Origin of the sequence: Piscinibacter sp. XHJ-5 (assembly GCF_029855045.1) — a bacterium.
Classification (GTDB): domain Bacteria; phylum Pseudomonadota; class Gammaproteobacteria; order Burkholderiales; family Burkholderiaceae_C; genus Albitalea.
Genome location: NZ_CP123228.1, coordinates 4,546,880 through 4,573,476 on the forward strand (window position 1 = coordinate 4,546,880; position 26,597 = coordinate 4,573,476).

Below are 26,597 nucleotides of genomic sequence, written 5' to 3' on the forward strand. Positions count from 1 at the left end.
CATGCATCGCATCGCCCCCAGCCTGCTGTCCGCCGACGTCGCCCGCCTCGGCGAGGAGATGCACCGTGTCATCGCCGCCGGCGCCGACTGGATCCACTTCGACGTGATGGACAACCACTACGTCCCCAACCTGACCTTCGGACCGATGGTGTGCGAGGCCTGCGCACGCCATGCGGTTCGGCCCGACGGCAGCAAGGTGCCGATGGACGTGCACCTGATGGTGCAGCCGGTGGACGCGCTGGCGCAGGCCTTCGCGCGCAGCGGCGCCGACCTGGTGAGCTTTCATCCGGAGGCCAGCGCGCATGTCGACCGCACGCTCCAGCTGATCCGCGACGAGGGCTGCCAGGCCGGCCTCGCCTTCAATCCCGCGACGCCGCTGGCGGTGCTGGAGTGGGTGATCGACAGGGTCGACCTGGTGCTCGTCATGAGCGTCAACCCCGGCTTCGGCGGCCAGCGCTTCATCCCCGGCGCGCTGAAGAAGATCGAGGCGGCGCGCCGGCTGATCGAGCGCAGCGGGCGCGACATCCGCCTCCAGGTCGACGGTGGCATCAAGGTCGACAACATCCGCGCGGCGGCCGACGCGGGCGCCGACACCTTCGTCGCCGGCAGCGCGATCTTCGGCCAGCCCGACTACCGCGCGGTGATTGCCGCGATGCGCGCCGAGCTGGCGATGCCGGCGCAAGTGGAGGTGGTGTCGTGAGCCACCAGCCGGACTTCCTCTGCCGCTTGCGGGAGAGGGTTGGGGTGAGGGCATCGGGCAGCCCTCACCTGCTGCCTGCCCGTGGAGCATCCCGATGAGCGTTCCGCACTACCGCATTCCCGGCACGGCGAACAACGCCGACGCCTCGACCACCCCCGCCGCGAATACCGCGGCGCCGCCTCGCACGGTGGCCGAGGTGCTCGCGCAAAGCCAGGTCGAGTCGGTGCTCGGCGAACTGGAGCGCGACCTCGTCGGACTGGCGCCGGTCAAGCAGCGCATTCGAGACATCGCGGCGCTGCTGGTCATCGACAAGCTGCGGCTGCAGATGGGCCTCGCCGCGCAGAGCCCGTCGCTGCACATGAGCTTCACCGGCAACCCCGGAACCGGCAAGACGACGGTCGCGCTGCGCATGGCGGAGATCCTGCATCGGCTGGGCTACGTGCGCCGCGGTCACCTGGTGGCGGTGACGCGCGACGACCTGGTGGGCCAGTACATCGGGCACACGGCGCCCAAGACCCGCGAGGTGCTCAAGAAGGCGATGGGCGGCGTGCTGTTCATCGACGAGGCGTACTACCTCTATCGCCCGGAGAACGAGCGCGACTATGGCCAGGAGGCGATCGAGATCCTGCTGCAGGTGATGGAGAACCAGCGCGACGACCTGGTGGTGATCCTCGCCGGCTACAAGGACCGCATGGACACCTTCTTCAAGTCCAACCCCGGCATGAGCTCGCGCATCGCGCACCACCTCGACTTTCCCGACTACAGCGAGGACGAGCTGCTGCAGATCTCGGACCGCATGCTCGACCAGCAGAACTACCGCTTCGGCGCCGGCGCGCGCGAGGCCTTCTCGGACTATCTGTCGCGGCGCATCGCCGCGCCCCACTTCGCCAACGCACGCAGCGTGCGCAATGCGCTCGACCGCGCGCGGCTGCGCCAGGCGAGCCGCCTGTTCGCCGAGCGCGAGCGCGAGCTGAGCCGCGACGACCTGACCACGATCGCAGAGCCCGACATCCGCGCAAGCCGGCTGTTCGCGGCGCCTGCGGCCGACAGGATCCGAAACTGATGGAGACCCCCGTGCACCTCGGACGAACCACGCTGTCCAAGTTCCTCATCCAGCAGCTGCGCGACATCGACGGCGGCAGCGATCTCGGCGCGCTGCTGGTCGATGTGGCCGCCGCCGTGAAGACCATCGCCGCGATGACCGCCAAGGGCGCGCTCGGCGGCTTCCTCGGCGAGCTGGACAACCTCAACATCCAGGGCGAGACGCAGAAGAAGCTCGACGTGCTGGCCAACGAGACGATGATCCGCAGCTGCGAATGGGGCGGGCTGGTCGCGGGCATGGTCTCCGAGGAGCTCGAGGCGCCCTACGTGCTGCCCTCGGAATTCGAGCGCGGGCGCTACCTGCTGGTGTTCGACCCGCTCGACGGCTCGTCCAACACCGACGTCAACGTGTCGGTCGGCAGCATCTTCTCGGTGCTGGTGCATCCGCGACCGGGCTCGCCGAGCGAGCACGACTATCTTCAGCCGGGTCACCGTCAGGTGGCCGCGGGCTACGCGATCTACGGGCCGGCGACCATGCTCGTGCTCACCGTCGGCAAGGGCACGCACGGATTCACGCTCGACCGCGAGATCGGCAACTTCATCCTCACCCACCCCAACCTCGCGATTCCCGCGCGCAGCAGCGAGTTCGCCATCAACGCGAGCAATGCGCGCTTCTGGGAACCGCCGGTGCAGCGCTACGTCACCGAGTGCCAGGCGGGCCTCGCGGGCGTGCGCGAGCGCGACTTCAACATGCGCTGGATCGCCTCGATGGTGGCCGAGGTGCATCGCATCCTGATGCGCGGCGGCGTGTTCATGTACCCGCGCGACACCCGCGACGCCTCCCGCCCGGGCCGCCTGCGCCTGCTGTACGAGGCGAACCCGATCAGCCTGCTGATCGAGCAGGCGGGCGGCCGCTCCACCACCGGCCGCGAGCGCATCCTCGAGCTCGCGCCCGACGCGTTGCACCAGCGCGTGCCCGTGATCCTGGGCTCGCGCGAGGAGGTCGAGCGCATCGAGCGCTACCACGCCGACTTCGATGCCGGCACCGACCGGCCGTTCGAGTCGCCGCTGTTCCACGAGCGGTCCCTGTTCAGGGCGGAGCTCACCGTCTAGAGGGCCACCGCCATGTCGAACAGGCACCCGATCATCGCCGTGACCGGATCCTCCGGCGCGGGCACCACCACCGTGATGAACAGCTTCGCGCACATCTTCCGGCGCGAGAACATCGACGCTCGCATCATCGAAGGCGACTCCTTCCACCGCTACGACCGCGCCGAGATGCGCGAGCGCATGAAGAACGCGCGCAACGACGGCGACATCAGCCACTTCGGCCCCGATGCCAACCTGCTGGCCGAGCTGGAGGGCCTGTTCCAGCGGTATGGCGAGACCGGCGCCGGCCGGCTGCGCAAGTACATCCACGACGACGCCGAGGCGGCCGAGCACGGCCAGGCGCCGGGCACCTTCACGCCGTGGAAGGACATGGCACCCGACTCCGACCTGCTGTTCTACGAAGGGCTGCACGGCGGCTATGTCGGCCCCGACGCCAACGTCGCGCGGCACGTCGACCTGCTGGTCGGGGTGGTGCCCATCGTCAACCTCGAGTGGATCCAGAAGCTGCATCGCGACCAGAACATGCGCGGCTACAGCCACGAGGCGGTGATCGACACCATCCTGCGCCGCATGCCCGACTACGTGAACCACATCTGCCCGCAGTTCAGCCGCACGCATGTCAATTTCCAGCGCGTGCCGACCGTCGACACCTCCAATCCCTTCATCGCGAAGGACATCCCGAGCGCCGACGAGAGCATGGTGGTGATCCGCTTCGCCAACCCGAAGGGCATCGACTTCCCCTACCTGCTGTCGATGCTGCAGAACTCGTGGATGAGCCGGCCGAACAACATCGTCGTGCCGGGCGGAAAGATGGGCCTGGCCATGCAGTTCATCTTCACGCCGATGATTCTTCGGCTGATGGACCACAAGCGGCGAGCAGGATGAATGGCCCACCCCCGATGCGCCTGCGGCGCTCCCCCTCAAGGGGGCGCCGCCAGCGGACCGGCAAAGCCGGATCCGCGGCCGCCGCTCGATGCGTGATGCCCTGCTCAGGGGCCAATCACCGCGTGATCCGGCACTGAAACTTCTGCGAGGACGAGATGAAAGCAATCTTCGAAGCTGCACCCGCCGCCGTCGCGACGCCTGCACCATCCGCCGCCCGCATGGCCGATGCGCTGCGCATGCTGGCAGTCGATGCGGTGGAGCAGGCGCGCAGCGGCCATCCCGGTGCGCCCATGGGCATGGCCGACATGGCCGTCGCGCTGTGGGCCCGGCACCTCAGGCACAACCCTGCCCATCCGCACTGGGCCGATCGCGACCGCTTCGTGCTGAGCAACGGCCACGGCTCGATGCTGCTGTACGCGCTGCTGCACCTGACCGGCTACGACCTGCCCGTCGACGAGCTGCGCCGGTTCCGCCAGCTGCACAGCAGGACACCCGGCCATCCCGAGGTGGGCCTCACGCCCGGCGTGGAGACGACGACCGGCCCGCTGGGCCAGGGCCTGGCCAATGCGGTGGGACTGGCCCTGGCGGAGAAGCTGCTCGCGGACGAGTTCAACCGGCCGGGCTGGCGCATCGTCGACCACCACACCTATGTGTTCCTCGGCGACGGCTGCCTGATGGAAGGCGTGAGCCACGAGGCCTGCTCGCTCGCCGGCGCGCTGAAGCTGAGCAAGCTGATCGCGCTGTACGACGACAACGGCATCTCGATCGACGGCCGCGTCGAGCCCTGGTTCGCCGACGACACGCCGGAGCGCTTCCGCGCCTACGGCTGGAACGTGATCGGCCCGCTGGACGGCCACGATGCGCAGGCCGTCGATGCGGCCATCGCCGACGCGCGGGCATGCACCTCGGGGCCGACGCTCATCGTCTGCAGAACCATCATCGGGCGCGGCTCGCCCAACCGCGCCGGCACCGCCAAGGCCCACGGCGAGGCACTCGGGGCCGACGAGGTCGCGCTCACGCGAGACGCGCTGGGCTGGCCGCATGCGCCCTTCGAGGTGCCGCGCGACATCCGCTTCGCGTGGGACGCGCGCAGCGCGGGCGCGCAGCGCGAGGGGGAATGGAACGCGCTGCTCGAAGGCTATCGGCGCGCTCATCCCGCCGCGGCCGCGCAGTTCGAGCGCCGCATGCGCGGCGAGCTGCCCGCCCGCTGGCCGCAGACCATGCTGGCCACGATGGCCGAGTTCGGCCAGATGAGCGAAGCGATGGCCACACGCAAGGCCTCGCAGAAGGCCATCGCGATGCTAGCGCCCGATCTGCCCGAGCTGCTCGGCGGCTCGGCCGACCTGACCGGCTCCAACCTCACCGACTTCCCGGGCTGCGGCGCGGTGCGCGCCGGCACGCCCGGCGGCCGCCACATCCACTACGGCGTGCGCGAGTTCGGCATGGCGGCCGTCATGAACGGCCTGGCGCTGCACGGCGGCTTCATTCCGTACGGCGGCACCTTTCTCGCCTTCAGCGACTACAGCCGCAACGCCGTTCGCATGGCGGCGTTGATGAAGCTGCGCGTGATCCACGTCTTCACGCACGACTCCATCGGCCTTGGCGAGGACGGACCGACGCACCAGCCGGTGGAGCATGCCGCCTCGCTGCGCCTCATCCCGAATCTCGACGTCTGGCGACCCGGCGACGCGGCCGAGACCGCCGTCGCGTGGACCTGCGCGGTGGCGAGCGCCGGCCGCCCGAGCGCGCTGCTGCTGTCGCGGCAGAACGTGCCCGCGCAGCGGCGCACGCCCGAGCAGGTGCGCGACATCCGCCGCGGCGGCTACGTGCTCAGCGACCGCGACTCGCCGCGCGCGGTGCTGCTGGCCACCGGCTCCGAGCTCGCGCTGGCGATGCAGGCGCAGCAGCTGCTCGACCGCGAAGGCATCGCGGTGCGCGTGGTGTCGCTGCCGTCGACGTCGGTGTTCGACCGCCAGGATGCGGCCTACCGTCGCAGCGTGCTCGGCACGGACTGGCCGCGCATCGGCGTCGAGGCCGGCGTGACGCGCTTCTGGGGCCAGTACGGCTGCGTGGCCGCGATGGGCATCGACAGCTTCGGCGAATCGGCCCCGGCGGCAGACCTGTTCGCCCACTTCGGCTTCACGGCCGAGCGCCTTGCGGGGCTGGTCGCCGACCACGTCGGCGCACCGGGTGCGGGAGCGGCATGATGCGCTACGACGCCCTCAGCTTCGACCTGGACGGCACGCTGGCCGACACCGCGGACGAGATCGGCGCGGCCGCCAATCTCACGCTCGCCGAGTTCGGCGTGCCGCCGCAGCCGCAATCGCTGATCGTGAAGCTCATCGGCGGCGGCACGCGCGAGCTGATGCTGCGCCTGCTCGCGCACGTGCTGCTGGAGCGGCCGCTGCGCGCCGCGAGGCTGCCGATCGACGAGGTCATCGCGCGCTTCGGCCAGCACTACGCGGCTGCCGCCGGCACCACCGTGCGGCCCTACGCCGGCTGCCGCGAGACGCTGCAGCGCCTGCGCGATGCGGGCGTGCGGCTGGCCTGCATCACCAACAAGGAGCAGCGCTACGCCCGCCAGGTGCTGCGGGTCACGCAGCTCGACGCCTACTTCGAGCTGCTGATCGGCGGCGACACGCTGCCGCACAAGAAGCCGCATCGCGACGTCATCGACCACGTCCTGTCGGTCATGAAGGCCGCGCAGGAGCGGTTCGCGCATGTCGGCGACTCGCACACCGATGTCCAGACCGCGCGCAACGCCGGTGTCGCCGCATGGGCGGTGCCGTACGGCTACAACGGCGGCGAGCCGATCGAGCTGGCAAAGCCGCACCGCATCTTCGCCACCTTGCCGGACATCGCCGAGCACGTGCTGTCCGCAGAGCTGTGTTCGTAGTGTCGTGAGGAGCATCCATGGCCTTCATCTCCCTTCGCCAACTGCTGGACCACGCCGCCGAGCAGGGCTACGGCGTGCCCGCGTTCAATGTGAACAACCTCGAGCAGATCCAGGCCATCATGGAGGCGGCGCAGGAGACGCGCAGCCCGGTGATCCTGCAGGCCTCGGCCGGCGCCCGCAAGTACGCCGGCGAGGCGTATCTGCGTCACATGGTGCTCGCCGCAGTCGAGTCGCATCCCGACATCCCGGTCGTGCTGCACCAGGACCATGGCGCCAGTCCCCGCGTGTGCCAGCAGTCGATCCGGTCGGGCTTCACCAGCGTGATGATGGACGGCTCGCTGCGCGAAGACGCCAGGACGCCGGCGAGCTATGACTACAACGTCGAGGTGACGCAGCGCGTGTGCGAGATGGCGCATGCGGTCGGCGTGTCGGTGGAGGGCGAGCTCGGATGCCTGGGCTCGCTGGAGACCGGTCAGGCCGGCGAGGAGGACGGCAGCGGGGCCGCAGGCCTGCTCACCCGCGACATGATGCTCACCGATCCCGCGCAGGCGAAGGACTTCGTCGCGCGCACCGGCGTCGATGCGCTCGCGATCGCCATCGGCACCAGCCATGGCGCCTACAAGTTCACGCGCCGGCCCACCGGCGACATCCTGGCCACGGACCGCATCGCCGCCATCCATGCAGCCGTGCCGGACACGCACCTGGTGATGCACGGATCGTCCAGCGTGCCGCAGGAGTGGCTGGCGATCATCCGGGAGCACGGTGGCGACATCAAGGAGACATACGGCGTGCCGGTCGAGGAGATCCAGCGCGGCATCGCGAGCGGCGTGCGCAAGGTCAACATCGACACCGACATCCGTCTGGCGATGACCGGCGCGATGCGGCAGAACCTGTCGAGCGACAGGCGCGAGTTCGATCCGCGCAAGGCGCTGGCGGCGGCACGCAAGGCGGCTCGCGGCGTCTGCAGGGAACGCTTCGAGGCCTTCGGCTGCGCGGGGCATGCCGATCGCATCAAGCCGCTCGCGCTGGACAGCATGGTGGCGCGCTACGCGTGAGGCGGCGGTGTTCAAGGCGCTGCTGTGGGATGTGGACGGCACCTTGGCCGAGACGGAGCGCGACGGACACCGCGTCGCCTTCAACCTAGCCTTCGAGGCCTTCGGCCTGCCGTGGCGCTGGGACGAAGACGGCTACGGCGTCCTGCTGAACGTGACCGGCGGCCGCGAGCGCCTGCTGCACGACATGGCACGCCGGCCCGACGCGCCGGCGACAGCCGGGGAACGCGAGCGGCTGGCCCGCGCGCTGCACCAGCGCAAGAACGCGATCTACGGCGAGCTGGTGCGCGATGGCGGCATCCCGCTGCGCGAAGGCGTGATGCCGCTGCTGCGCGAATGCCGCGAGCAGGACGTGCGGCTCGCCATCACCACGACGACCAGCCGCGCCAACGTCGAGGCGCTGCTGCAGGCGCATGAAGGCACGCGATGGCGCGACCGATTCGACGCCGTGGTCTGCGGCGAGGACACGCCGCGCAAGAAGCCCGATCCGCAGGCGCACCTGCAGACCTTGAAGGCGCTCGCGATGAATCCCCGCGATGCCCTCGCGATCGAGGACTCGCCACCGGGCGCGGCAGCGGCACGCGGCGCCGGCATCGACGTCGTCGTGACGCGCAGCCATTACTTCGATGCCGCGCGCATCGAAGGCGCGCTCGCCATCGGCCCGGGACTGCACCAGCGCCGCGGATGGCAGCCGGCGGCGCAGGACCTTCCCGGCGACACCCCCATCGACCTGGCGCAGCTGCGCAGCTGGTTCGAGGCCGCGCGCGCCCATCCCTAACAGGCGACCACGGGCTAGGGGCCCATCGCGGTTGATGCACACGGAGGCGACTTCTAGAGTGAATCGACTCACTCGGGAGGTTCTCCGACATGCTGACTTCGATCCTCGATCTCTGCCGCCGCTGCGTCGTGTTCGCGGCGGCCACCACTCTTTCGCTCGCCTGCCTGGCCGCACCGGCGGTGCCGGTGTCCGACGATGCGGCCGTCGAGCCGCCCACCGACGCCGAAGCGACGGCCGCGACGAGCCTGCCCGGCACGCTGGCCCTGGACACGGCGTCGGCGACCACCGACCTGTCGACGAACACGCCGACCGGCTGGTGGTTCTACACCGGCATCAGCGCCGCACAGGTCAGCAGCTACCTCAGCGCGCACGGCGCGCGCCTCACCGACATCGAGGTGCAATCGGTGAGCGCCGGCGTGCCCACCTTCACCGTGCGCATGGTGCGCAACACCGGAGCCTATGCCGCCACGGGCGGCTGGTGGTGGTACTACGGCCTCACCTTCGCGGACATCTCCGCCAAGATCAACGCGAACAGCGCGCGCCTGATCGACCTGGAGCCCTACGACATCGGCGGCGGACAGATCCGCTACGCCGCGGTCATGGTGTCCAACACCGGCACGGCGCAGCGGGCCTGGTGGTGGTACGCCGGGGTGACCTCGGCGCAGATCGCCTCCGTGCTGCCGGGGCGCCGCCTCATCGATCTCGACAGCTACGGCAGCGGCACGGGCAAGCGCTACACGGCCATCATGATTGCCAACAGCGGCGGCGACGCCGAGGCCTGGGAGTGGTGGCTGAACCAGACGCCCGCGAGCATCGCGACCAAGGTCGATGCATTCGACGGTCGGGTGATCAAGCTCGATCGCCAGGCCGACGGCACCTACAACTTCATCCAGGTCCGCAACACCGGCAGCGAGGGCACCGCCTGGTGGTACTGGTTTGGCTTCACGTCGCCGACGGCGCTGCTCAACTACGCCAACCAGCTCGCGGTGCGGCCGATCGACATCGTCACCTACCTCAACGGCGCCGGCCAGCGCCGCTGGGACGCGGTCTTCATCGACAACGCCAACGGCAGCACGCGCCGCATGCGCAGCGAGTTCGCCAAGACCTTTCTCGATGCCAACGGCAACCCGACCCGCGGCATCTTCGCGGCCTATCTCAAGCAGGTGGGCGGCAGCGTGAAGGTGGACCTGAACTCGACGCGGCGCTCGGAAACGGCAAGCTCGTTCAAGTCGGTGCACCTGCTGCACTCGATGCGCCGCGTGGCCGCCGGCACGGACTTCCTGAACACGGGGTTCACGTATTACGAGTACGACCCGGTCAAGGGCAAGGATGCCTGCCCCGACCCCAGCCTGGAGACGCTGGCCAACCGGCGGACCAACTACATCTTCGAGACCGGCCTCGACCAGATGATGTCGATCTCTGACAACCGCACGACGCGCGGCGTGGTGTTGCGCTACGGCGGGTTCGCGCCGATCAACACCACCGCGAGCGCCGCGGGCCTCACGGGCACGACGCTGCGCCACAACATCGGATGCGCGTACCGCAACCTGACCACCGGCAAGTTCGAGCCTGCCACGCGGCGCAACGACACCACGGCCGCCGACCTGTCGCGCATCTATGAAGGCGTGTGGAGCTCCACCCTGCTGACCAACACGCATTCGGCGCGCGACGAGTTCCTCGAGTCCGCCAACCCGGGCAACGGCGTCAGCGCCGCGCTGCAGACCATCATCAACCAGGAAGCGGCCAAGCTCGGAAAGTCGTCGGCGATCGCCGCCAGCTTCGGCAGCCTGGTGCGCAGCTGGGGCAAGGGCGGCAGCTACGGCACCTGCCTGCCGGATGCGAACGGCAACTGCGGCCAGAAGGTCATCGTGCGCTCCGGCACGGGGCTGATCCGCCTGCCGATCAAGGTGTCCGGCGTCACGCAGTACCGCACCTACTCGTACGCGCGCTTCATCTCCGACACGCCGGTCACCGACTGGAGCGCGCCGATCGCCACGACCTACGCCAACGCCTATGCGGCGGCGTCCAACGAGCTGTACCGCGACGAGATCCGCGCGGCGCTGCAGACGTGGTGATGCGATGGCTGCAGCGATGAGTCGCGGGAGAACCGAGCGGGCCGCCGATCCGGTGGTCGCCCACCTGGCGGCTGCCCAGGCGGAGGCCGAGCGCCTGCTCGGGAACGGGCCGGTGACGCTGTGGCGTCCGTCGTCGCGGTGGAGGATGCGGGCCGCGACGGCGGCGATCGGCGCAGCGATGCTGATCGGCGGGGCGTGGTGGTGGCACGCCGAAGCGCCGCCGCAAAGAGTGGCCGCAGCAGCGCAACCCGTGCCGGCGAACCCGTCGATGGACGACAGGACCTTCTTCCAGGCCGCGGCGCCGGTTCAGGCTCCTGCCACGCTCGCGCTCGCCGACCGCTCCCGCTGCGACGACGAGGCGTCGTGCGGCCGCCCCGCAATGTCCGGCCCAATCGCACCCGAATGGGCGGCGGCACTCGAGGATCCGGACGCCTGGGCCTTGCACCCGCAACCCTGGCAAGCGGTCGAAGCGCCCGCGGTGGCGCGCAGGGTGAACATTCCGCCGATCCCGGACGAGAACGACGCCACGCCGGGCGAGGAGACGGGACCGGAGGTGGATGCGGGGGCCGGGGCGGACGAATAGAGGTGCGGGGCAGGCGATAGCCTCGGTGTCCGTATCGCGGCAGGCTCGCCTGCGCGCCACCATCCACTCGACCTCCGCCTCGCTCAGGGCACCAGCGCATCGAGCTCCGGCATCAGCTGCACGCTCTCCTGCGCGGTGGCTTCGTTGCGCGCGCCCAGGAACACGGCGGGCGTGCGGCCGCGGTTCACCGCCACGTGGGGCAGGCCGGCCGGAATGAACAGATAGTCGCCGGGTCGCGCCACCGCCCGATGCTCCAGCCGCGGACCGGTCCACAGCTCGATCTCTTCGCCGCTGAGCATGTAGTGCGCCGACTCGTGCGCATGCACATGCGCCTTGGTGCGCTCGCCCGCCGGCAGCGTCACCTTGCCGAGAAACAGCGAGCTGGCGCCCGTGCTTTCCGCGCTCACGCCTGGCGCGTAGCGCGAGCCCTGCATGCTGCGGTAGGCGTCGGACTCGTGGACGACGAATCGCCCGAGCGGTGTGGCGGCTGCTGGCATGTCGTGCCTCCATCGGCGTTTGCGGGCAAGCGGCCCGCGGCATGACAATGGAACGGCGCGACCGGCTTGTCACTGAAGCCGGGATGAAATTCCGCTAAATCCCCTGAACCGACGTCCATGGCGAAGCGCTACGCGTTCGGCGATTTCGTGCTCGACACCGCGCGCGGCACCTTGACCCGCGACGGCGCTGCCCTCGCGGTGGGCCAGCGCGGGCTGAGCCTGCTGCAGGCGCTGCTCGAAGCAGGCGGCGAGCCGGTCGCCAAGGCGGAGCTGATGCGCCGTGCCTGGCCGGGCCTGGTGGTGGAAGACAGCAACCTCCCCGTGCAGATCACCGCCTTGCGCAAGCTGCTGGGCCCGTCGCTTCCCGATGGCACCGAATGGATCGTCACCGTGCCGCGCCTGGGCTACCGGCTGACCGGCCCGGCCGCGGTCGAGGACACGCAGCTTGCCCCGCTCGAGCACGGCGAACCCGACCATGGCGGCCGGCCCGCCATCGCGGTGCTGCCTTTCACGCTCCTCGGCGACGACCCGGCACACGAATACCTCGCCGACGGCGTCACCGAGGCGCTCATCACCACCCTCACGCGCTTTCGCTGGTTCTCGGTCACCGGCCGCAACGCGAGCCAGGTCTACAAGCTCAGGAAGGTCGACAGCCGCACGGCGGGTGCCGAGCTGGGCGTGCGCTACCTGCTCGAGGGATCGGTGCGCCGCTCGGCCGAGCGTGTGCGGATCTCGGCGCAGCTGGTGGAAGCGGCGAGCGGGCAGTGCCTGTGGGCCGAACAGCACGACTTTTCCGGCACCGACGTGTTCGAGGTGCAGGACGCCATCGCGATGCAGGTGGCCGGGGCGATCGAGCCGGAGCTGCTCAAGAGCGCGGGCAGCCAGGCGCGGCGGCGCGGCGGCAGCATGAGCGCGTGGGACCTCGTCGCCCAGGGCGCGTGGCTGTTCCACCATGTCAGCCGGCCCACGCACCTGAAGGCCCGGGAGCTGTTTCGGCAGGCCGGCCGGATCGATGCCGAGATGACCGAGGCGCGCTGGTGGCTCGGCCGCGTCGACGCCGGCCTGGCTGCGTACGGATGGAGCGAGGATGCCGTCGTCGACCTGCGCGAAGGCCACGCTGCCGCCCTCGAGGCGGTGCAGCTGGACGAGAAACATCCGTACGCGCATTACGCGCTGGCCATCGTCAGCAACTACCTCGACGAGTTCCCGCTCGCCCTGCGCAGCGCCGAGAAGGCCGTCGAGCTCAGCCCCAGCTTCGCGCTCGGCCACCTCGTGCACGGCATGGCCGGCCTGTACTCGGGCGACGCGCGCGGCGCGGTGCAATCGCTGGAACGCGGCCTGCAGCTCAACCGCTACGACCCGCAGAACTTCGTCTGGTACAACGTGCTCGCCCTGGCTTACCTCTTCGAGAGCCGGGCCGACCATGCGCTGCAACGCGCCGTTGCCGCACTCAAGGTGCGGCCGGCATGGCGCCCCGCGATGCGCACCGCCGCCGCGGCGAACGCCGCACTGGGTCGCCACGAAGCAGCGGCGCAGTGGTTGCGCCGCTGGACCGAAACACCGGCAACGTCGGCCGACGCCTTGCAGCCGCTGTGGCGGTGCAATCCACGCTGGGAAGGGGAGATGCGCCGGCTGCTGGAGGATGGCCGAGGGCCGTTCACCTGAACCACGGAGCCACGGACTCAGTCACGCACTGAGCTGGCGACCCACGGGCAGCCGCTCGTAGACGGTCGCTGCGGACGCCTGCGCGTCCGCGAGGTGCGCGAACGCCGCGGCCAGCAGCCAATGGCCCTCCACATCGCCTGCCTGCCCCGCGCCCACCCACGGCAGCGGACTTGCACTGTCGAGCCGTTCGGCCAGCAGTCTGCCCGCGGCGCCGTGCAGCCCGAGCAGGGCACCGCGCCCATCGGCCTCTCGCGGCAGGGTGCGCACCGCAAGAAAGGCGCCGGCATCGGCCCCTTCGTCGTGATGCAGCGTGCACACCCAGCGCGACAGGTTGCGCAGCGCGGGGCGCATCTCGCGGCTCATCGGCGTCGGCTCGCGCAGCAGTTGGCGATAGGGCTCGCTCTCCAGGACCTCGGGATCGCGAAGCCCGTACAGCGTGAGGTAGCGCGGCGCCGCGTTGTCATGTCCGCAACGTCCATAGCGACGCGCCCACACCATGCCGGGGACGGTCAGGCGCTGCGGCACGTGCTCGCGTGCATGCCAATCGTTGTAGGGACCGTCGAGTTCGGGCGCGACGTCGTTCCACAGCGCGAGCAGCGCGGCGGCAGCCTCAGCCATGGCCGCCATCCGGTCGCAGCAGCACCTTGCTCGCCTGCTTGCCATGCGCGAGCGCGAAGCCTTCGTGGGCGCGCGACAGCGGCAGCACGTGGCTCACCATCTGTGCCATGTCCTCGCCGAGCTCGTTCATCAGCGCCAGCGCCTGCGGCCAGTCGGACTCGGGCGGCCTGAACGATCCGCGCAATTGCTGCTGCTTGCGCACCAGCGTGGTCAGGTCCAGCTGCAATGGCCGCGCGTGGATGCCGGTGACGACGACGATGCCGTTGCGCCTGAGCAGCGGCAGCGCCTCGGCGATGGTCTCCGGCACGCCGGTCGCCTCGAACACCAGGTCGAACGATTCGCCGCCCAGCCACGGGCTGCAGGCATCGGCAAGCGGCGTCTTCTCCACGTCCACCAATGCGTCGAACCCCATGCGGCGCAATGCCGCCAGTCGCGCCTCGTCGTCGCGCCCGCTCACGACCACCTGCCGCGCGCCGGCCCGGCGGGCGAGCAGCGCGATGCCCTGGCCGATGGTGCCGGGCCCCATGACGAGCACGCGCTGTCCGCGCACGTCGCCGGCCACGCGCAGCGCCTGCATCGAGATCGACAGCGGCTCGGCGAGGGCCGCAAGCTCGTCGCTCAGCCCATCGGGCACCGGAACGCAGTTGCGCTGCGGCACGCGCACCCACTCGGCGAACGCACCGTCGCGCGTCATGCCGATGCCGGTGCGGCGCTCGCAGGCGTCGTGCCGACCGGCCAGGCAGGCGGCACAGGCGCCGCAGGTGACCGAAGGCCGCACGACGACGCGCCGGCCGCGCCAGGGACCGGACTCGGCAACGCCGACGAACTCGTGCCCCAGCGTCACCGGCAGTGCCGGCGTGATGAAGGCATAGCTCGGCGTCCAGTCGTCGACATGCAGGTCGCTGCCGCAGATGCCGGTGGCGATGACGCGCACCAGCACATCGTCGGCCGCCGCGGCCTGCGGCGCCGGCACCTCGACGAGCTCGACGCCGGCCGCCGCGTGGGTCTTTCTGAGGGCTTGCATGATGTGCCTCAATCGATCTTGATGCCGGCCTTGGCGATGATCGCGCCCCACTTCCGGCTCTCGCTGTCGATGAAGGCCTGGAACTCCGACGGCGTGCCCCCGCCGGCGATGAGGCCCTGCTTGGCGAGGCTGTCGCGCACCGACGGGTCCTTCAGCGCGGCGTTCACGTCGGCGTTGATGTGGTTGACGATCTCCGCCGGCGTGCCGGCCGCGGTGAACAGTCCGTTCCACGCGATCGCCTCGAAGCCGGGATAGCCGGATTCCGCGACGGTCGGCAGCTGCTTCAGCGACTCGTGGCGGGTGGCGCTGGTGGCGGCGATCAGCTTGATGCGCCCTGCCTGGATCAAGGGCTTCAACGCCGGCTCGACGGTGAACAGCAGCTGGGTCTCACCGGCGCCCAGCGAGGTGGCCGCGGGCGGCGAGCCGGCGTAGGGCACGTGCACCGCCTCGAACCCCGCGACCGACTTGAACAGCTCCATCGTCAGATGCGAGGAGCTGCCGTTGCCGACCGAGCCGTAGCTGAGCTTGCTGCCCTGCGCCTTCGCCCACGCGACGAGCTCGGGCAGGGTCTTGGCCGGGTTGTCGGCCGCGACCGCGAGCACATTGGGCTGCGAGGTCGTGAGCACGATCGGCAGCAGGTCCTTGGCCGGGTCGTAGGGCATCTTCTTGTACATGAAGGGACCGAAGGCGACCGGCCCGTTGAAGCCGATGGCGAGCGTGTGCCCGTCCGGGGCGGCCTTGGCGGCCACGTCCATGCCGAGCATGCCGCCGGCCCCGGCCTTGTTGTCGACGACGACCGGCTGCTTCCACTGCCGCGTCAGCTTCTCGCCCAGCGTGCGCGCGATGACGTCCAGCGAGCTGCCGGCCGGCGCCGGCACGACGATGCGAACCGGCTTGCTCGGCCAACTGGCGGGAGCGCTCTGTGCGCCGGCTGCGGCGGCGAAGGTGCAGGCGATGGCGAAGGCGGTCAGTCGTTTCACGGTGTCTCCTTGCTTTGGGAATGCGTGATTGTTGGCCGCGGCGGCCGATACTTCAACGATTGATTCGATATAGCATCCATACGTTCAACATAGAGCAGTCCCAGTATGGAGCTCAGGCACCTGCGCTACTTCGTCAGCGTGGCGGAAACCGGCAGCCTCAGCCAGGCGGCGGAGAAGCTGTTCATCGCCCAGCCACCGCTGTCGGTGCAGATCCGCCAGCTCGAGGAGGAGCTGGGCGTCGCGCTGTTCGTCCGCCATCCCAAGGGTGTGCGCCTGACGGCGGCCGGCGCGGCCCTCGTGCCGGAAGCGCGCTTCCTGCTCGAGCGCGCCGGGCGGCTGCGCGAGCTCGTGCAGGAGCAAGGCACCAGCGGCAGCTTCACGCTGGGGTTCGTGCCCTCGGCCGGCAGCACGGTGCTGCCGGAGCTCGTGCGCCAGCTGCGCAAGCGGCATGCGCACATCCAGCTCGAAGTGCGCGAGCTCATCAGCAGCGAGCAGGTCGAGGCGCTGATCGCCGGGCACATCGACGCCGGCCTCGCGCGCACGCCGGCACGCCATCCGCGGCTCGCGCTGGCGGGTCGGATGCCGGATCCCTTCTGCCTGGCGCTTCCCGTCGGCGACGCCGGTCCCAGGTTCTCGCCCATGGACCTGCGCGAGTTCGCCGGACACAGCTTCGTCGGCTTCACACGGCACCGCGGACCGGCGTACTTCGACCAGTCGATCCACCTGTGCGCCCAGGCCGGCTTCAGTCCGCGCATCCGCTACGAGGCGAGCACGGTGCACGGCGTGCTCGATCTCGTCGGCGCAGGCCTGGGCATCGCGCTGGTGCCCGCGTCGACGGCCTTGCTGCGCGTCAAGGGAGTCGCGCTGCGCCACCTGCAGCGGCGCGGCAACGAGGTCCTCGCGCTGCTGCGCCGAAAGGCGGACGCTCACCTCACGCTGCCGCTCGTCGAGCAGGCGGTGGAGGAGATCTTCGCGACCATGCGCCAGCGCGTCGCCCGGCTGATCGGGGAGTGATCGCGCCGCGATGCCCTCACCCCGACCCTCTCCCGCGAGCGGGAGAGGGAGAGCATCCGGTTGCGGGGCAACCAGTCAGTGAGGAGCAGGCATCAGCCGCCTACGACGACTCCACATAGGTGCGCAGCTTGTCGGTGCGGCTGGGGTGCTTGAGCTTGCGCAGCGCCTTGGCCTCGATCTGGCGGATGCGCTCTCGCGTCACGTCGAATTGACGTCCCACTTCCTCGAGGGTGTGGTCGCTGCTCATGCCGATGCCGAAACGCATGCGCAAGACCTTCGCTTCCCGAGGCGACAGGCCCTCCAGCACCTCGTCGACGACGGCGCGCAGGCCGGACTGCAGCGCGGAGTCCATGGGCGCCACGTTCTGGCCGTCCTCGATGAAATCGCCCAGCGTCGTGTCGCCCTCGTCGCCGACGGGCAGCTCCATGGACACCGGCTCCTTCGCAATCTTCATGATCTGGCGCACCTTCGCCTCGGGCAGATCGAGCTTGCGCGCCAAGGTCGCCACATCGGCCTGGACCCCGAACTGATGCAGGTGAGCGCGGCCCACCCGATTCATCTTGTTGAGGGCCTCGATCATGTGCACCGGAACGCGGATCGTCCGGCCCTGATCGGCGATGCTTCGCGTGATCGCCTGGCGAATCCACCAGGTGGCATAGGTGGAAAACTTGAAGCCTCGGCGGTACTCGAACTTTTCCACCGCCTTCATCAGCCCCACGTTGCCCTCCTGGATGAGGTCGAGGAACTGCATGCCGCGGTTGGCGTACTTCTTGGCAACGGAGATCACCAGGCGCAGGTTCGCCTCGATCATCTCGCGCTTGCCCTCCAGCGACGCACGTTCGCCCTCGTTCATCCGGTCGTGGATGGCCTTCAGCTCGTCGAGCGGTATGCCGACCCGCTCCCGCAGGTGGGCCAGCTTGGCCTGGAGCTCCTGGACCGCCGGCAGGTGCCGGCCCAGCGCGCTGCTGTAGGGCCTGCCGGCAGCCGCCTCGAGCTCGCCCCACCGGCGATCCAGCGGGTCGGGCACGAAGCGGGCGACGAAGTGCTCCTGCGGCATGCCGCAGCGGTCCACCGCAATGCGGCGGATGTCTCTTTCATGGCGGCGCACCTCGTCGACATGGGCGCGCAGCATGCCGCACAGCCGGTCGATCGTCTTGACGGTGAAACGGACCCTGCTCATCTCCTCGCTCAGCGCGCGCTGGGCCTTGCGGTGCGCGGGCGTGCCGTATCCGCTCCTCGCGATGGCCTTGGTGAGGGTGTCCAGGCGCGTGCGCATGCAGGCGAAGCGCTCGAGCGCGGCGACGCGCCGCTCCTCGAGCCGCTGGGTGGCGGCCTTGCCGCCACCGTCGTCGTCGCCCTCGGCCTCGTCGAAGGAGTCGAAATCCTCTTCGGCCACGTAGTCGTCGGCCTCGCCGTCGACGACAAAGCCGTCGACGACCTCCGCGATGTCCATCCGACCCGCCGCGATGAGGTCGCCGTACGAGAGGACCTCGGCGACGATGGCCGGCGAGGCCGAGATGGCCAGCATCATGGCCTGCAGGCCGCCTTCGATCCGCTTGGCGATCTGGATCTCGCCTTCGCGCGTCAGCAGCTCGAACGAACCCATCTCGCGCATGTACATGCGCACCGGATCCGTCGTGCGGCCGAAGTCCGAGTCGAGGGTGGACACCGCCGCTTCGGCCGCCTCCTCGGCTTCGTCCTCGGTGGCCGCGGCCGCGGAGCCGCCCTCGACCAGGAGCGTCGCGGCATCGGGGGCGTGCTCGTAGACCGCGATGCCCATGTCGCCGAGCATCTTCACGGTGGCTTCCAGGACATCGGAGCCCGCCAGCTTCTGCGGCAGATGGTCATGGATCTCCTGCTGCGTCAGGAAGCCGCGCGTCTTGCCCATGCGGACCAGCGCCTTCAGATCGCTGCGGCGCTCATGCACCTCTTCGTCGGTGAGTGCGGCCAGCTCCAGATCGAACTCGCGCACCAGCGCGCGCTGCTTGGACTTCGGCACCTTCACGCGCAAGGGCTTGGCGTCGTCCTGCGCCGGGGAAGGAGAGACTTTCTTGGCGGTCATGCGATTCCTGACGGATGAGGCGGCTGAGCGAAAGTGGGCCGGCGACAGCGCCGCGCGGAGGGTCTCGAGTCAGGCGCTGCGCTCGAGCCGCGCCCAGGGCGAACAAGAAAAGCCCGCAACCAGAAATCACTGGTGGCGGGCTTCGGTCTTCCGGACGTGCTCCCGGTGCATGGCGTTTGCGGCGGGGCAGCGACGGTTCTCTCGCGCTGGGTGACGGGTTCCCGGGGGTCCGCCCAATGGTGCGGTCGGTTATGCGCTGGAAAGCTGTAATTATATCCAGTTCCTGGCGCCTGTCGAGGAAATTTCGGCCAAAGCCGCCGATGGGGGCGATGCGCCCGAAGCGACCCGCAGGATGGATGTGCCGGTATCCTCCCAGCGCCACCCCGTGCGGCGCGCCGATTTCCTGCTTGTCGTACCCATGTCCAGCGACTCCCCCACCGTTTCACTCGTCCTCGGCAGCGGTGGCGCGCGAGGCCTGGCCCATATCGGCGTGATCCAGTGGCTGTGCGAGAACGGCTACACGATCCGCTCGATCTCCGGCTGCTCCATCGGTGCGCTGGTCGGCGGCATCTATGCCGCCAGCAAGCTCGAGATCTATGCGGAATGGGTCCTGGCGCTGGAGCGCATGCATGTGCTGCGCCTGCTCGATCCCACCGTCGGAAGCTCGGGGTTGTTCAAGGGCGAGCGGGTCATTGGGGTGCTGCGCGAGCTGGTCGGGGATTGCGACATCGAGGCCCTGCCGGTGACGTTCACGGCGGTGGCGACCGATCTCGACTCGGGCCAGGAGGTCTGGCTGCGCAGCGGCAAGCTCTTCGACGCGATCCGCGCCTCGATGGCCACCCCGCTGGTCTTCACGCCGGTTCGGCGCGGCGACCGAACATTGCTCGATGGTGCAGTGGTCAATCCGGTGCCGATCGCACCGACCCTCGACGACGCCACCGACCTGACCATCGCCGTCGACCTGAGCGGCCCGGCGGAGGCTCGCCCGCTGCCGCCGACGAGCGCTTCGCTGATCAACGACAACAGCTACCGCAAGCGCATCCGCGCCTTCGTCGACGGGATTCGCCCGGCGCGTGCGCCCACGCCGCCTTCGCGCGGCCTCATCGATGTCGCGTTCATCTCGATGCAGGCGATGCAGGACACCATCGCACGCCTGAGGCTGTCGGCCTACTCGCCCGATGTGCTGATCGAGGTGCCCCGCAACGCCTGCGGCTTCTTCGAGTTCTGGCGCGCTGAGGAGCTGATCGCCCTCGGTCGCGAGCGCGCGGCCCAGGCCTTTGCGAAGGCCGGGCGATGAGACGCCGCGGCGTCAAGCCCGCTGCTGCGAGATCCAGCGCTGGCGCAGCTCGCGCTTGAGCACCTTGCCGATGGCGCTGCGCGGCAGCTCGTCGAGACAGCGCAGGTCGGCGATGCGCTGGGTCTTGCCGACGCGCGCATTGAGCCAATCGCGCAATGCCTCGGCCGGCGTCGCATCGCCGGCCCGGCGAACCACGAAGGCCACGGGCGTCTCGCCCCACAGCTCGCTGGGCACGCCGACCACCGACACGTCGGCCACCGCGGGATGCGCGCGCAGCTGCGCCTCGAGGTCGCTGGGGTAGATGTTGAAGCCGCCCGAGATGATCATGTCCTTCTTGCGGTCGATCAGCGTCAGGAAGCCTTCGGCGTCGAAGCTGCCGATGTCGCCCGTGCGGATGAAGCGCTTGCCGTCGGGGGCGTACCACTCGGCCTCGCGCGTCAGCTCGGGACGGCCGTGGTAGCCGCTCATCATGCCCGCCGAATGGCCGACCACTTCGCCGGTCTGGCCCGGGGCCACCTCGCGGCCGTCGTCGCCGATCAGGCGGATGTCGCTGCCCTCCGCGGGGCATCCGACGGTGTGCAGCTTGTCGGGATGCAGGTGCGCCTCGAGGATGCAGGTACCGCCGCCTTCGGTGAGGCCGTAGAACTCCACCAGACCCCCCGGCCAGCGCGCCAGCACGTCGGCCTTCAGCGCCGGCGAAAACGGCGCGCTGGTGCAGAACTTGACTTGGAAGGACGACAGGTCGTGCGCGGCGAAATCGGGACGCGCCATGATGCGCTGGTACTGCACGGGCACCAGCATCGTGTGCGTGACGCGATGATGCTGCGCCAGCTCCAGGTAGCGGGCCGCGTCGAACTTCGACATGAGCACGACGGTTCCGCCGAACGCGAGCGTCGGAAAGAAGACCACCAGCGTGGTGTTCGAGTACAGCGGCGTGGCCAGCAGCGTCACGGTGTCCGGGCCGTAGCCGTACTTCGCTCCGCGCTGCACATGCGCCCAGCGCATTCGGTGCGGCTGCACGATGCCCTTGGGCGTGCCCGTCGTGCCCGACGAATAGATGATGTTGAACGGCGCATCCGGCGAGATCTGCACCGGGTGCGGCGCATCGCCTTCGGCCGGCAGCCACCCCTCGAAGTGCCGTCCCTGTGCAGCCGGGTCGAGGGCGACGCAGCGCTCGAACGCGCCGTCGGGCACCAGCCCGGCTGCCGCTGAATCGACGAACAGCAGCCGGGCCTGCGCGTCCTCCAGCATGGAGGCGAAGTCCTGCGCCGTCACCGAGGGGGCCAATGGCGCGACGGCCACGCCGGCGCGCAGGGCGCCGAGAAAGAGTGCCGCCTGCAGCGGCGAAGGCGTTGCGGCCAGCGCAATGGCCTGCCCGGGCCGCACGCCGTCGCGCTGCAGACCCGCGGCGATGCGATCCATCAGCGCGTCGAGCTCGCCCCAGCTCAGGCCGCCCGCCTCCTGCACCAGCGCCGGTCGGGCGGGCCGTGCGCGGGCATGCTCGCGCACGAGTTGATCGATCGCCCGGAAGTCGGCGGGCTGCATGAGTGCTCTCTCCTCGTCGAGCGGTCCCTGGAGGGGCCGACTGGCGCATCGTAGACCCGACCGGATGACATCAGGCATGGAGAAGGCCCGACCATGGTGCTCAGTCCGCCGCGGTGACCGCCCGGAACGCGGCCACGAAGTCCGTCACCTGCCGGGGCGAGCGCAGCCCGAGCGCCTGCAGCGCGCGCACTTCCACCGGCACTTCCGGCAGCAGCGTGCGCACCTGCAGGCGCTGGTCGGCGCTGGCCTGGGCGGTGAAGGAGTCGATGATGGCCGGCCCGAAGCCCTGCTCGGCCATCACCATCGCGATGTGATGCGTGTGCAGGCCTTCCGTAGACGATGCCCACGTCGCCTTCCTGCAGCGCCATCGCGCGAACGATCTCGTTGGAGTGCAGCGTGCGCACCGAGACGGGCATGTCCGGATAGCGGCGGCGTCGCGACGACCGGCTCTCTCTTCCTCTCGCGGGAAGAGATTGATGTGGCGCGCGCGTCACCGACTTGTTGCCCCGCAACCGGATGCTCTCCCTCTCCCGCTCGCGGGAGAGGGAGTCTGATATCGCCGTGCGTCATGACTTGCACCGCGTGCATGCGGTACTCATTTCTGCGGCCCAGCATGCTCGGCCGCAAGACGGGGCGCCTTTCTCGCCTGCACCAGGAACGACGCCACCTGCCACGCCACGAAGATGCCGATCAGGCTGAGCAGCGTGCCGCTGATGGGCCGTGTCATGAAGGACATGAAGCTGCCGCGGCTGAGCAGCATCGCGCGGCGGAAGTTCTCCTCCAGCATCGGCCCGAGGATGAAGCCCAGCATCAGCGGCGCGGCATCCATCTCCAGGCGCATGAACACGTAGCCGAGCAGGCCGAAGACGGCTGTGATGAAGATGTCGTCGAGGTTGTTGTTGACGCTGTAGGTGCCGATGCAGCAGAAGAAGAGGATCGCCGGGAAGAGCACGTTGTACGGAATCTTGAACACCGACAGCCAGTAGCGCACCAGCGGGACGTTCAGCACGATGAGGAAGCAGTTGCCGACCCACATGCTGGCCACCAGGCCCCAGAACAGGTCGGGGTGGCCGGAGATCATGTTCGGCCCCGGCTGGATGCCCTTGATGATGAAGGCAGCCATCATCAGGGCCATCACCGCGTTCTCGGGAATGCCGATGCTCATCAGCGGGATGAAGCTGGTGCGCGCGGCCGCTTCGTCGGCGGCGGCCTGCCCTGCCACGCCTTCGATGGCGCCGCTGCCGATCTCGTCCCTGTAGCGGCTGACCTTCTTGTCGAGCGCGTAGGCGGCGAACTGGGCGATCACCGGACCGCCGCCCGGCAGGATGCCCAGGAAGGAGCCGATCGCGCTGCCCCGCAAGGCGCTGGGGATGATGCGCTTGAACTCCGCCCAGGTCGGAATCAGGTGGATCTTGCCGTTGAACGGCGAGCGCTCCTCGCGGTTGTCGAGGTTCTTCGTGATCTCCGCGATGCCGAAGCAGCCGAGCGCGATGCTCACGATGCCCACGCCGTCGGCCAGGAAGGGCAGGTCCATGGTGAAGCGCGGCGTGCCGCTGTTGACGTCGGTGCCGATCTGCCCCAGCAGCACCCCCACCAGGCACATCGCCATGCCGTTGAGCAGGCTGCCGGTGGTGACGAAGCTGACGCACACCAGCCCGACGAGCATCAGCGCGCAGTAGTCGGCGGGCCCGAACAGAAAGGCCACCTCGCCCAGGCTGGGGGCGAGGAACGACAGCACCACGATGGCCACCGTGCCGCCGATGAAGCTGGACACGCCCGCCGTGAACAACGCCAGGCCGGTCTTGCCCTTGAGCGTCATCTGATAGCCGTCGATGCACGCCACGATGCTGCTGGCATGGGGGATCTTCATCGTGATGGCGCTCACGCTGTCGCCGTACTGCGCCCCGTAGTAGATGCCCGCCAGCATGATGAGCGCCCCGCCCGTGGGGATCGAGTAGGTCAGCGGCAGCAACAGGCTGATGGTCGCCAGAGGACCGAGGCCCGGCAGCAGGCCGACCAGCGTGCCCACCGTGCAGCCGATGGCGCAGAACATCAGGTTCTGCAGGGTCAGTGCATGTTCGAAGCCGAACGCGAGGTTGTGCAGGACGTCCATCAGTAGAGGGGCAGGTTGAGGCCGAGCAGCTTCTGGAAGGCGAAGGCGACGGCGACCAGTGCCGCCGCGATCCTGAGGTTGCGCTTCACCGAATACGACGTGCCGGCGAAGGAGGCGCAGAACACCATGAACACGATGCCCGCGGTCATGTCGAGCAGCCGCGAGACCAGCGCGAAGCCGCACAGGCTGGCCAGGATGATGGCGATGTTCTTCGCCTTGATGTCGAGGCGGACCGGCTCCACGAAGCGCGAACGCAGCACCGTGAACACGCCGATCAGCAGCAGCAGTGCGCTGACCATGAAGGGGAACAGCCCGGGTCCCGCATGGCTGAGCTGGCCGATCGGGTAGCGCAGCGACTGCAGGCCGAACGCGAGGGAGATCGCCATGAGGACCAGGCCCCTGACGAGATTTCGGTCGTTCATGTGGTGTCGGTCGGGTGGGTGGATCGGGTGCGCCGCTGCGGGCTGCTGTCGTATCCTGATGCGCCGGTTATCCCATGCAGCACCTGACCGGATGCTGACCAGCCCCATTCGTGATACCGCGTAGCCATGCGCATCCTCCTGGTCGAAGACGACGCCGTGCTGAGCCGCACCATGACGCGCCATCTCGAGCGGGCGGGCCACCGCGTGGAGCTCGCGCGCTCGGTCGACGAGGCGCATCACTGGTGGCGCGTTCAGGCCTTCGATGCGGTCCTGCTCGACCTGAACCTGCCGCAGTCCACCCACGAGCGCAGCGGCCTCGGCAGTGGCCTGAGCGTGCTGCGCGCCGCGCGCGCCCGCGGCGACCGCACGCCGGTGCTGGTGCTGACGGCGCGCGACCGCACCGAGGAGCGCATCGCCGGCCTCGATGCCGGCGCCGACGACTACCTCGGCAAGCCGTTCGACCTGGGCGAAGTCGAAGCCCGCCTGCGCGCGCTGGCCCGGCGCGCGAGCGGCACCGGCGACCGCGTCATGGTCGGCCGGCTGGTGCTCGATCGCCCGGCTCGGCGGTTCTTCGTGTCCGGTCAGCCGCTCGAACTGCCGGCACGCGAGTTCGAGGTGCTGTGCGAGCTGATGACACCGCCGGGCCGCGTGCTCAGCAAGCGCGAGCTGTCGCGCAGGCTGTCCGACGCCGACGGCCTTCTCGGGGACAACGCCTTCGAGGCCTTCATCTCCCGCCTGCGCCGCAAGCTGAACGGCAGCGGCGCGGCCATCCGCACCTTGCGCGGCCTCGGCTACGTGCTGGAGGAGGATTGCTGATCGCGCGCGACCGGGTTCGTGCCCGGCCCAGCCTTCGCTCGCGGCTGGCGCGGCACGTGCTGGCACCGCTCGCGCTGACCTGGGGACTGGGCAGCATCGTCGTGCTCGCGGTCGGCAACCACTTCGCGGCACAGGCATTCGACCGCGCGCTGCTCGACGATGCCTACGCGCTGGCCGCCTACGTGCGTCACGACGGCCAGCGGCTCGCGCTCGAACTGACGCCGCCGCAGATCAGCACCCTGCTGTTCGATCACAGCGAATCGGTGTACTTCGCGGTCTTCGGCCCCGGAGGGACGCAGCTCGCAGGCGACTCGCGGCTGTCGCCTGCGCGCATCCCGGCGGGTGCAGCACACGAATTCGCGGAGCTCGCGTTCGCCGGCCAGCGCGTGCGCAGCGTGAGCCTGCGGCGCGACGAGCCGGCGGAGTTCGTCGTCGTCATGGCGCAGACCACTGCCGGCCGAACGCAGCTGCTGCAGCGACTGCTCGCGGTTTCGGCGCTCGTGCAGGTGGTGCTGCTGGGCCTGCTGGCATGGTGGCTGAGCCGCACCATCGAGCGGGACCTGCGTCCGCTCACCGACCTGCAGCACGCCGTGGACCGGCGCGACGCAGGCGATCTGGCCCCGCTGCCGGCATCGCTGACCGACGACGCGACGACGCGCGACATGCAGCGCCTCGGCCAGGCGGTGAACTCGCTGCTGTCGCGGCTGCAGGAGAGCCTGAAGGCGCAGCGCGAGTTCGCCGGCAGCGTCGCGCACGAACTGCGAACGCCGCTGGCCGGCATCCGCGCTCAGGCGGGCTATGCACTGGCGCAGGACGATGCCGCTTCGTGGCGCAGCGAGCTGCAAGGCATCGCACAGGCCGAGCAGCGCGCGAGCCGGCTCGTCGACCAGCTGCTGGCGCTCGCGCGCGCCGATGAAGCCAGCGCCGGGCTGACGCTCGAGACGCTCGCGCTGGACGAGCTGGTGCGCGACATCCTGATGCGCTTCATGCCCCGGGCGGACGCCGCCGGCGTCGACCTGGGGGCGGAGGGCCTGGACGAACCGGTCGAGGTGCGCGGCGACAAGGCGCTGATCGAAGGCATGCTGAACAACCTGCTGGACAACGCGCTGCGCTACGGCAGCGCCGGCACGCCCCGCGTGACGGTGGCCGTGCATCGCGAGCACGGTGCGGCCGTGCTGTCGGTCACCGACAACGGACCCGGGCTGGGTGCTGCCGACATGGAGACCTTGACGCAGCGCTGGGCGCAGGGCGCACAGGGCCGCACGCTCGGCCAGGGCGCGGGGCTGGGCCTGGCCATCGTGCGTCGCTATGCCGAGCTGCTGGGTGCGCAGCTGCGCCTCGGCAGCGGGCCGCAGGGCGAAGGCCTGTGCGCGAGCGTGCGCTTCGAGCACACGCGGCATCCACGTTCGACCACCTGAAGGGCA

The 26,597-nt window shown here is 69.7% G+C and carries 24 protein-coding genes; 15 read left to right on the plus strand and 9 right to left on the minus strand.

Translation table 11 applies throughout. The features are described 5' to 3' along the window. Window position 1: 1 nt before the first annotated feature. The 10 genes from rpe (at window position 2) to P7V53_RS21520 (ending at window position 11,120) form a co-directional block, all read left to right on the plus strand. The gene (gene rpe / locus P7V53_RS21475; protein WP_280151549.1) at window positions 2-700 is read left to right on the plus strand and encodes a ribulose-phosphate 3-epimerase; all 699 of its coding nucleotides are present in this window, start codon (window positions 2-4) and stop codon (window positions 698-700) included. 94 nt (window positions 701-794) lie between these two features. Further along, window positions 795-1,763, plus strand: a complete 969-nt coding sequence (cbbX, locus tag P7V53_RS21480) for a CbbX protein (protein ID WP_280151550.1) — start codon at window positions 795-797, stop codon at window positions 1,761-1,763. An 11-nt stretch (window positions 1,764-1,774) separates the two neighbouring features. Continuing rightward, window positions 1,775-2,854, plus strand: a complete 1,080-nt coding sequence (locus P7V53_RS21485; RefSeq protein ID WP_280156575.1) for a class 1 fructose-bisphosphatase — start codon at window positions 1,775-1,777, stop codon at window positions 2,852-2,854. Between the two features lie 12 nt (window positions 2,855-2,866). After that, window positions 2,867-3,736 (plus strand): phosphoribulokinase, encoded by an 870-nt coding sequence (locus P7V53_RS21490; protein WP_280151551.1) that lies wholly within the window; start codon window positions 2,867-2,869, stop codon window positions 3,734-3,736. A gap of 218 nt (window positions 3,737-3,954) precedes the next feature. After that, window positions 3,955-5,943, plus strand: coding sequence for a transketolase (gene tkt / locus P7V53_RS21495; protein WP_280156576.1), 1,989 nt, complete (start codon window positions 3,955-3,957; stop codon window positions 5,941-5,943). Then, window positions 5,940-6,632: an HAD-IA family hydrolase gene (locus P7V53_RS21500; RefSeq protein ID WP_280151552.1), complete on the plus strand. Its 693-nt coding sequence runs from the start codon at window positions 5,940-5,942 to the stop codon at window positions 6,630-6,632. Before tkt ends, P7V53_RS21500 begins: the two co-directional genes overlap by 4 nt. A 17-nt stretch (window positions 6,633-6,649) precedes the next feature. Further along, window positions 6,650-7,687, plus strand: coding sequence for a class II fructose-bisphosphate aldolase (gene fba, locus P7V53_RS21505; protein ID WP_280151553.1), 1,038 nt, complete (start codon window positions 6,650-6,652; stop codon window positions 7,685-7,687). Beyond that, complete coding sequence (locus P7V53_RS21510; protein ID WP_280151554.1) at window positions 7,632-8,462, plus strand: HAD-IA family hydrolase; 831 nt, start codon at window positions 7,632-7,634, stop codon at window positions 8,460-8,462. The genes fba and P7V53_RS21510 overlap by 56 nt, the downstream gene beginning before the upstream one ends. A gap of 89 nt (window positions 8,463-8,551) precedes the next feature. Further along, window positions 8,552-10,537 carry a serine hydrolase gene (locus tag P7V53_RS21515; protein ID WP_280151555.1) on the plus strand — a complete coding sequence of 662 codons (1,986 nt, stop codon included), beginning with the start codon at window positions 8,552-8,554 and terminating at the stop codon, window positions 10,535-10,537. 4 nt (window positions 10,538-10,541) lie between these two features. Continuing rightward, complete coding sequence (locus P7V53_RS21520) at window positions 10,542-11,120, plus strand: hypothetical protein (protein WP_280151556.1); 579 nt, start codon at window positions 10,542-10,544, stop codon at window positions 11,118-11,120. Between the two features lie 83 nt (window positions 11,121-11,203). Here the strand turns inward: P7V53_RS21520 and P7V53_RS21525 are convergent, their stop codons facing one another. Continuing rightward, window positions 11,204-11,617, minus strand: a complete 414-nt coding sequence (locus P7V53_RS21525) for a cupin domain-containing protein (RefSeq protein WP_280151557.1) — start codon at window positions 11,615-11,617, stop codon at window positions 11,204-11,206. 117 nt (window positions 11,618-11,734) lie between these two features. Between P7V53_RS21525 and P7V53_RS21530 the strand changes: the two genes are divergently transcribed. Beyond that, on the plus strand, window positions 11,735-13,282 hold the full coding sequence (locus P7V53_RS21530) for a winged helix-turn-helix domain-containing protein (protein WP_280151558.1): 1,548 nt from the start codon (window positions 11,735-11,737) through the stop codon (window positions 13,280-13,282). Between the two features lie 21 nt (window positions 13,283-13,303). Here the strand turns inward: P7V53_RS21530 and P7V53_RS21535 are convergent, their stop codons facing one another. The 3 genes from P7V53_RS21535 to P7V53_RS21545 are packed head-to-tail and all read right to left on the minus strand — an operon-like array spanning window position 13,304 to window position 15,904. Then, window positions 13,304-13,900, minus strand: coding sequence for a DUF4286 family protein (locus P7V53_RS21535; protein WP_280151559.1), 597 nt, complete (start codon window positions 13,898-13,900; stop codon window positions 13,304-13,306). Next, window positions 13,893-14,924: an alcohol dehydrogenase catalytic domain-containing protein gene (locus P7V53_RS21540; RefSeq protein ID WP_280151560.1), complete on the minus strand. Its 1,032-nt coding sequence runs from the start codon at window positions 14,922-14,924 to the stop codon at window positions 13,893-13,895. The genes P7V53_RS21535 and P7V53_RS21540 overlap by 8 nt, the downstream gene beginning before the upstream one ends. Window positions 14,925-14,932: 8 nt before the next feature. Next, complete coding sequence (locus P7V53_RS21545) at window positions 14,933-15,904, minus strand: tripartite tricarboxylate transporter substrate binding protein (protein ID WP_280151561.1); 972 nt, start codon at window positions 15,902-15,904, stop codon at window positions 14,933-14,935. 105 nt (window positions 15,905-16,009) lie between these two features. Here P7V53_RS21545 and P7V53_RS21550 point away from each other — a divergent pair, with 105 nt between their 5' ends. Further along, window positions 16,010-16,918: a LysR family transcriptional regulator gene (locus P7V53_RS21550; protein ID WP_280151562.1), complete on the plus strand. Its 909-nt coding sequence runs from the start codon at window positions 16,010-16,012 to the stop codon at window positions 16,916-16,918. 100 nt (window positions 16,919-17,018) lie between these two features. Here P7V53_RS21550 and rpoD read toward each other — a convergent pair whose 3' ends face one another. Beyond that, entirely contained in the window at window positions 17,019-18,980 is a 1,962-nt protein-coding gene (gene rpoD / locus P7V53_RS21555) for an RNA polymerase sigma factor RpoD (RefSeq protein ID WP_280151563.1), read from the minus strand. Window positions 18,981-19,398: 418 nt separating this feature from the next. On the opposite strand from rpoD, the gene P7V53_RS21560 reads away from it, so the two are divergent. Further along, the gene (locus P7V53_RS21560) at window positions 19,399-20,277 is read left to right on the plus strand and encodes a patatin-like phospholipase family protein (RefSeq protein WP_280151564.1); all 879 of its coding nucleotides are present in this window, start codon (window positions 19,399-19,401) and stop codon (window positions 20,275-20,277) included. A gap of 12 nt (window positions 20,278-20,289) precedes the next feature. Here the strand turns inward: P7V53_RS21560 and P7V53_RS21565 are convergent, their stop codons facing one another. From P7V53_RS21565 to P7V53_RS21580, 4 genes are all read right to left on the minus strand, one after another. After that, window positions 20,290-21,822 (minus strand): class I adenylate-forming enzyme family protein, encoded by a 1,533-nt coding sequence (locus tag P7V53_RS21565; RefSeq protein ID WP_280151565.1) that lies wholly within the window; start codon window positions 21,820-21,822, stop codon window positions 20,290-20,292. A gap of 100 nt (window positions 21,823-21,922) precedes the next feature. Then, window positions 21,923-22,126 carry a hypothetical protein gene (locus P7V53_RS21570; protein ID WP_280151566.1) on the minus strand — a complete coding sequence of 68 codons (204 nt, stop codon included), beginning with the start codon at window positions 22,124-22,126 and terminating at the stop codon, window positions 21,923-21,925. 291 nt (window positions 22,127-22,417) lie between these two features. Continuing rightward, window positions 22,418-23,935: a tripartite tricarboxylate transporter permease gene (locus tag P7V53_RS21575; protein WP_280151567.1), complete on the minus strand. Its 1,518-nt coding sequence runs from the start codon at window positions 23,933-23,935 to the stop codon at window positions 22,418-22,420. Then, on the minus strand, window positions 23,935-24,357 hold the full coding sequence (locus P7V53_RS21580; protein ID WP_280151568.1) for a tripartite tricarboxylate transporter TctB family protein: 423 nt from the start codon (window positions 24,355-24,357) through the stop codon (window positions 23,935-23,937). Before P7V53_RS21580 ends, P7V53_RS21575 begins: the two co-directional genes overlap by 1 nt. Before the next feature lie 126 nt (window positions 24,358-24,483). Between P7V53_RS21580 and P7V53_RS21585 the strand changes: the two genes are divergently transcribed. Together P7V53_RS21585 and P7V53_RS21590 are read left to right on the plus strand one after the other, a co-directional pair. Next, window positions 24,484-25,173: a response regulator transcription factor gene (locus P7V53_RS21585; protein WP_280151569.1), complete on the plus strand. Its 690-nt coding sequence runs from the start codon at window positions 24,484-24,486 to the stop codon at window positions 25,171-25,173. Then, window positions 25,167-26,591 (plus strand): sensor histidine kinase, encoded by a 1,425-nt coding sequence (locus P7V53_RS21590; RefSeq protein ID WP_280151570.1) that lies wholly within the window; start codon window positions 25,167-25,169, stop codon window positions 26,589-26,591. The genes P7V53_RS21585 and P7V53_RS21590 overlap by 7 nt, the downstream gene beginning before the upstream one ends. Window positions 26,592-26,597 lie beyond the last annotated feature (6 nt).

Bases quoted from the DNA above. Each gene is read 5' to 3' on its own strand.
- P7V53_RS21530 (WP_280151558.1), top strand. From the start codon at position 11,735: ATGGCGAAGCGCTACGCGTTCGGCGATTTCGTGCTCGACACCGCGCGC.
- P7V53_RS21540 (WP_280151560.1), bottom strand. From the start codon at position 14,924: ATGCAAGCCCTCAGAAAGACCCACGCGGCGGCCGGCGTCGAGCTCGTC.
- fba (WP_280151553.1), top strand. From the start codon at position 6,650: ATGGCCTTCATCTCCCTTCGCCAACTGCTGGACCACGCCGCCGAGCAG.
- P7V53_RS21570 (WP_280151566.1), bottom strand. From the start codon at position 22,126: ATGGTGATGGCCGAGCAGGGCTTCGGGCCGGCCATCATCGACTCCTTC.
- P7V53_RS21535 (WP_280151559.1), bottom strand. From the start codon at position 13,900: ATGGCTGAGGCTGCCGCCGCGCTGCTCGCGCTGTGGAACGACGTCGCG.
- P7V53_RS21490 (WP_280151551.1), top strand. From the start codon at position 2,867: ATGTCGAACAGGCACCCGATCATCGCCGTGACCGGATCCTCCGGCGCG.
- tkt (WP_280156576.1), top strand. From the start codon at position 3,955: ATGGCCGATGCGCTGCGCATGCTGGCAGTCGATGCGGTGGAGCAGGCG.
- P7V53_RS21560 (WP_280151564.1), top strand. From the start codon at position 19,399: ATGTCCAGCGACTCCCCCACCGTTTCACTCGTCCTCGGCAGCGGTGGC.
- P7V53_RS21550 (WP_280151562.1), top strand. From the start codon at position 16,010: ATGGAGCTCAGGCACCTGCGCTACTTCGTCAGCGTGGCGGAAACCGGC.
- P7V53_RS21510 (WP_280151554.1), top strand. From the start codon at position 7,632: ATGCCGATCGCATCAAGCCGCTCGCGCTGGACAGCATGGTGGCGCGCT.
- P7V53_RS21565 (WP_280151565.1), bottom strand. From the start codon at position 21,822: ATGCAGCCCGCCGACTTCCGGGCGATCGATCAACTCGTGCGCGAGCAT.
- cbbX (WP_280151550.1), top strand. From the start codon at position 795: ATGAGCGTTCCGCACTACCGCATTCCCGGCACGGCGAACAACGCCGAC.
- P7V53_RS21585 (WP_280151569.1), top strand. From the start codon at position 24,484: ATGCGCATCCTCCTGGTCGAAGACGACGCCGTGCTGAGCCGCACCATG.
- P7V53_RS21515 (WP_280151555.1), top strand. From the start codon at position 8,552: ATGCTGACTTCGATCCTCGATCTCTGCCGCCGCTGCGTCGTGTTCGCG.
- P7V53_RS21520 (WP_280151556.1), top strand. From the start codon at position 10,542: ATGGCTGCAGCGATGAGTCGCGGGAGAACCGAGCGGGCCGCCGATCCG.
- P7V53_RS21575 (WP_280151567.1), bottom strand. From the start codon at position 23,935: ATGGACGTCCTGCACAACCTCGCGTTCGGCTTCGAACATGCACTGACC.
- rpoD (WP_280151563.1), bottom strand. From the start codon at position 18,980: ATGACCGCCAAGAAAGTCTCTCCTTCCCCGGCGCAGGACGACGCCAAG.
- P7V53_RS21580 (WP_280151568.1), bottom strand. From the start codon at position 24,357: ATGAACGACCGAAATCTCGTCAGGGGCCTGGTCCTCATGGCGATCTCC.
- P7V53_RS21500 (WP_280151552.1), top strand. From the start codon at position 5,940: ATGATGCGCTACGACGCCCTCAGCTTCGACCTGGACGGCACGCTGGCC.
- P7V53_RS21525 (WP_280151557.1), bottom strand. From the start codon at position 11,617: ATGCCAGCAGCCGCCACACCGCTCGGGCGATTCGTCGTCCACGAGTCC.
- rpe (WP_280151549.1), top strand. From the start codon at position 2: ATGCATCGCATCGCCCCCAGCCTGCTGTCCGCCGACGTCGCCCGCCTC.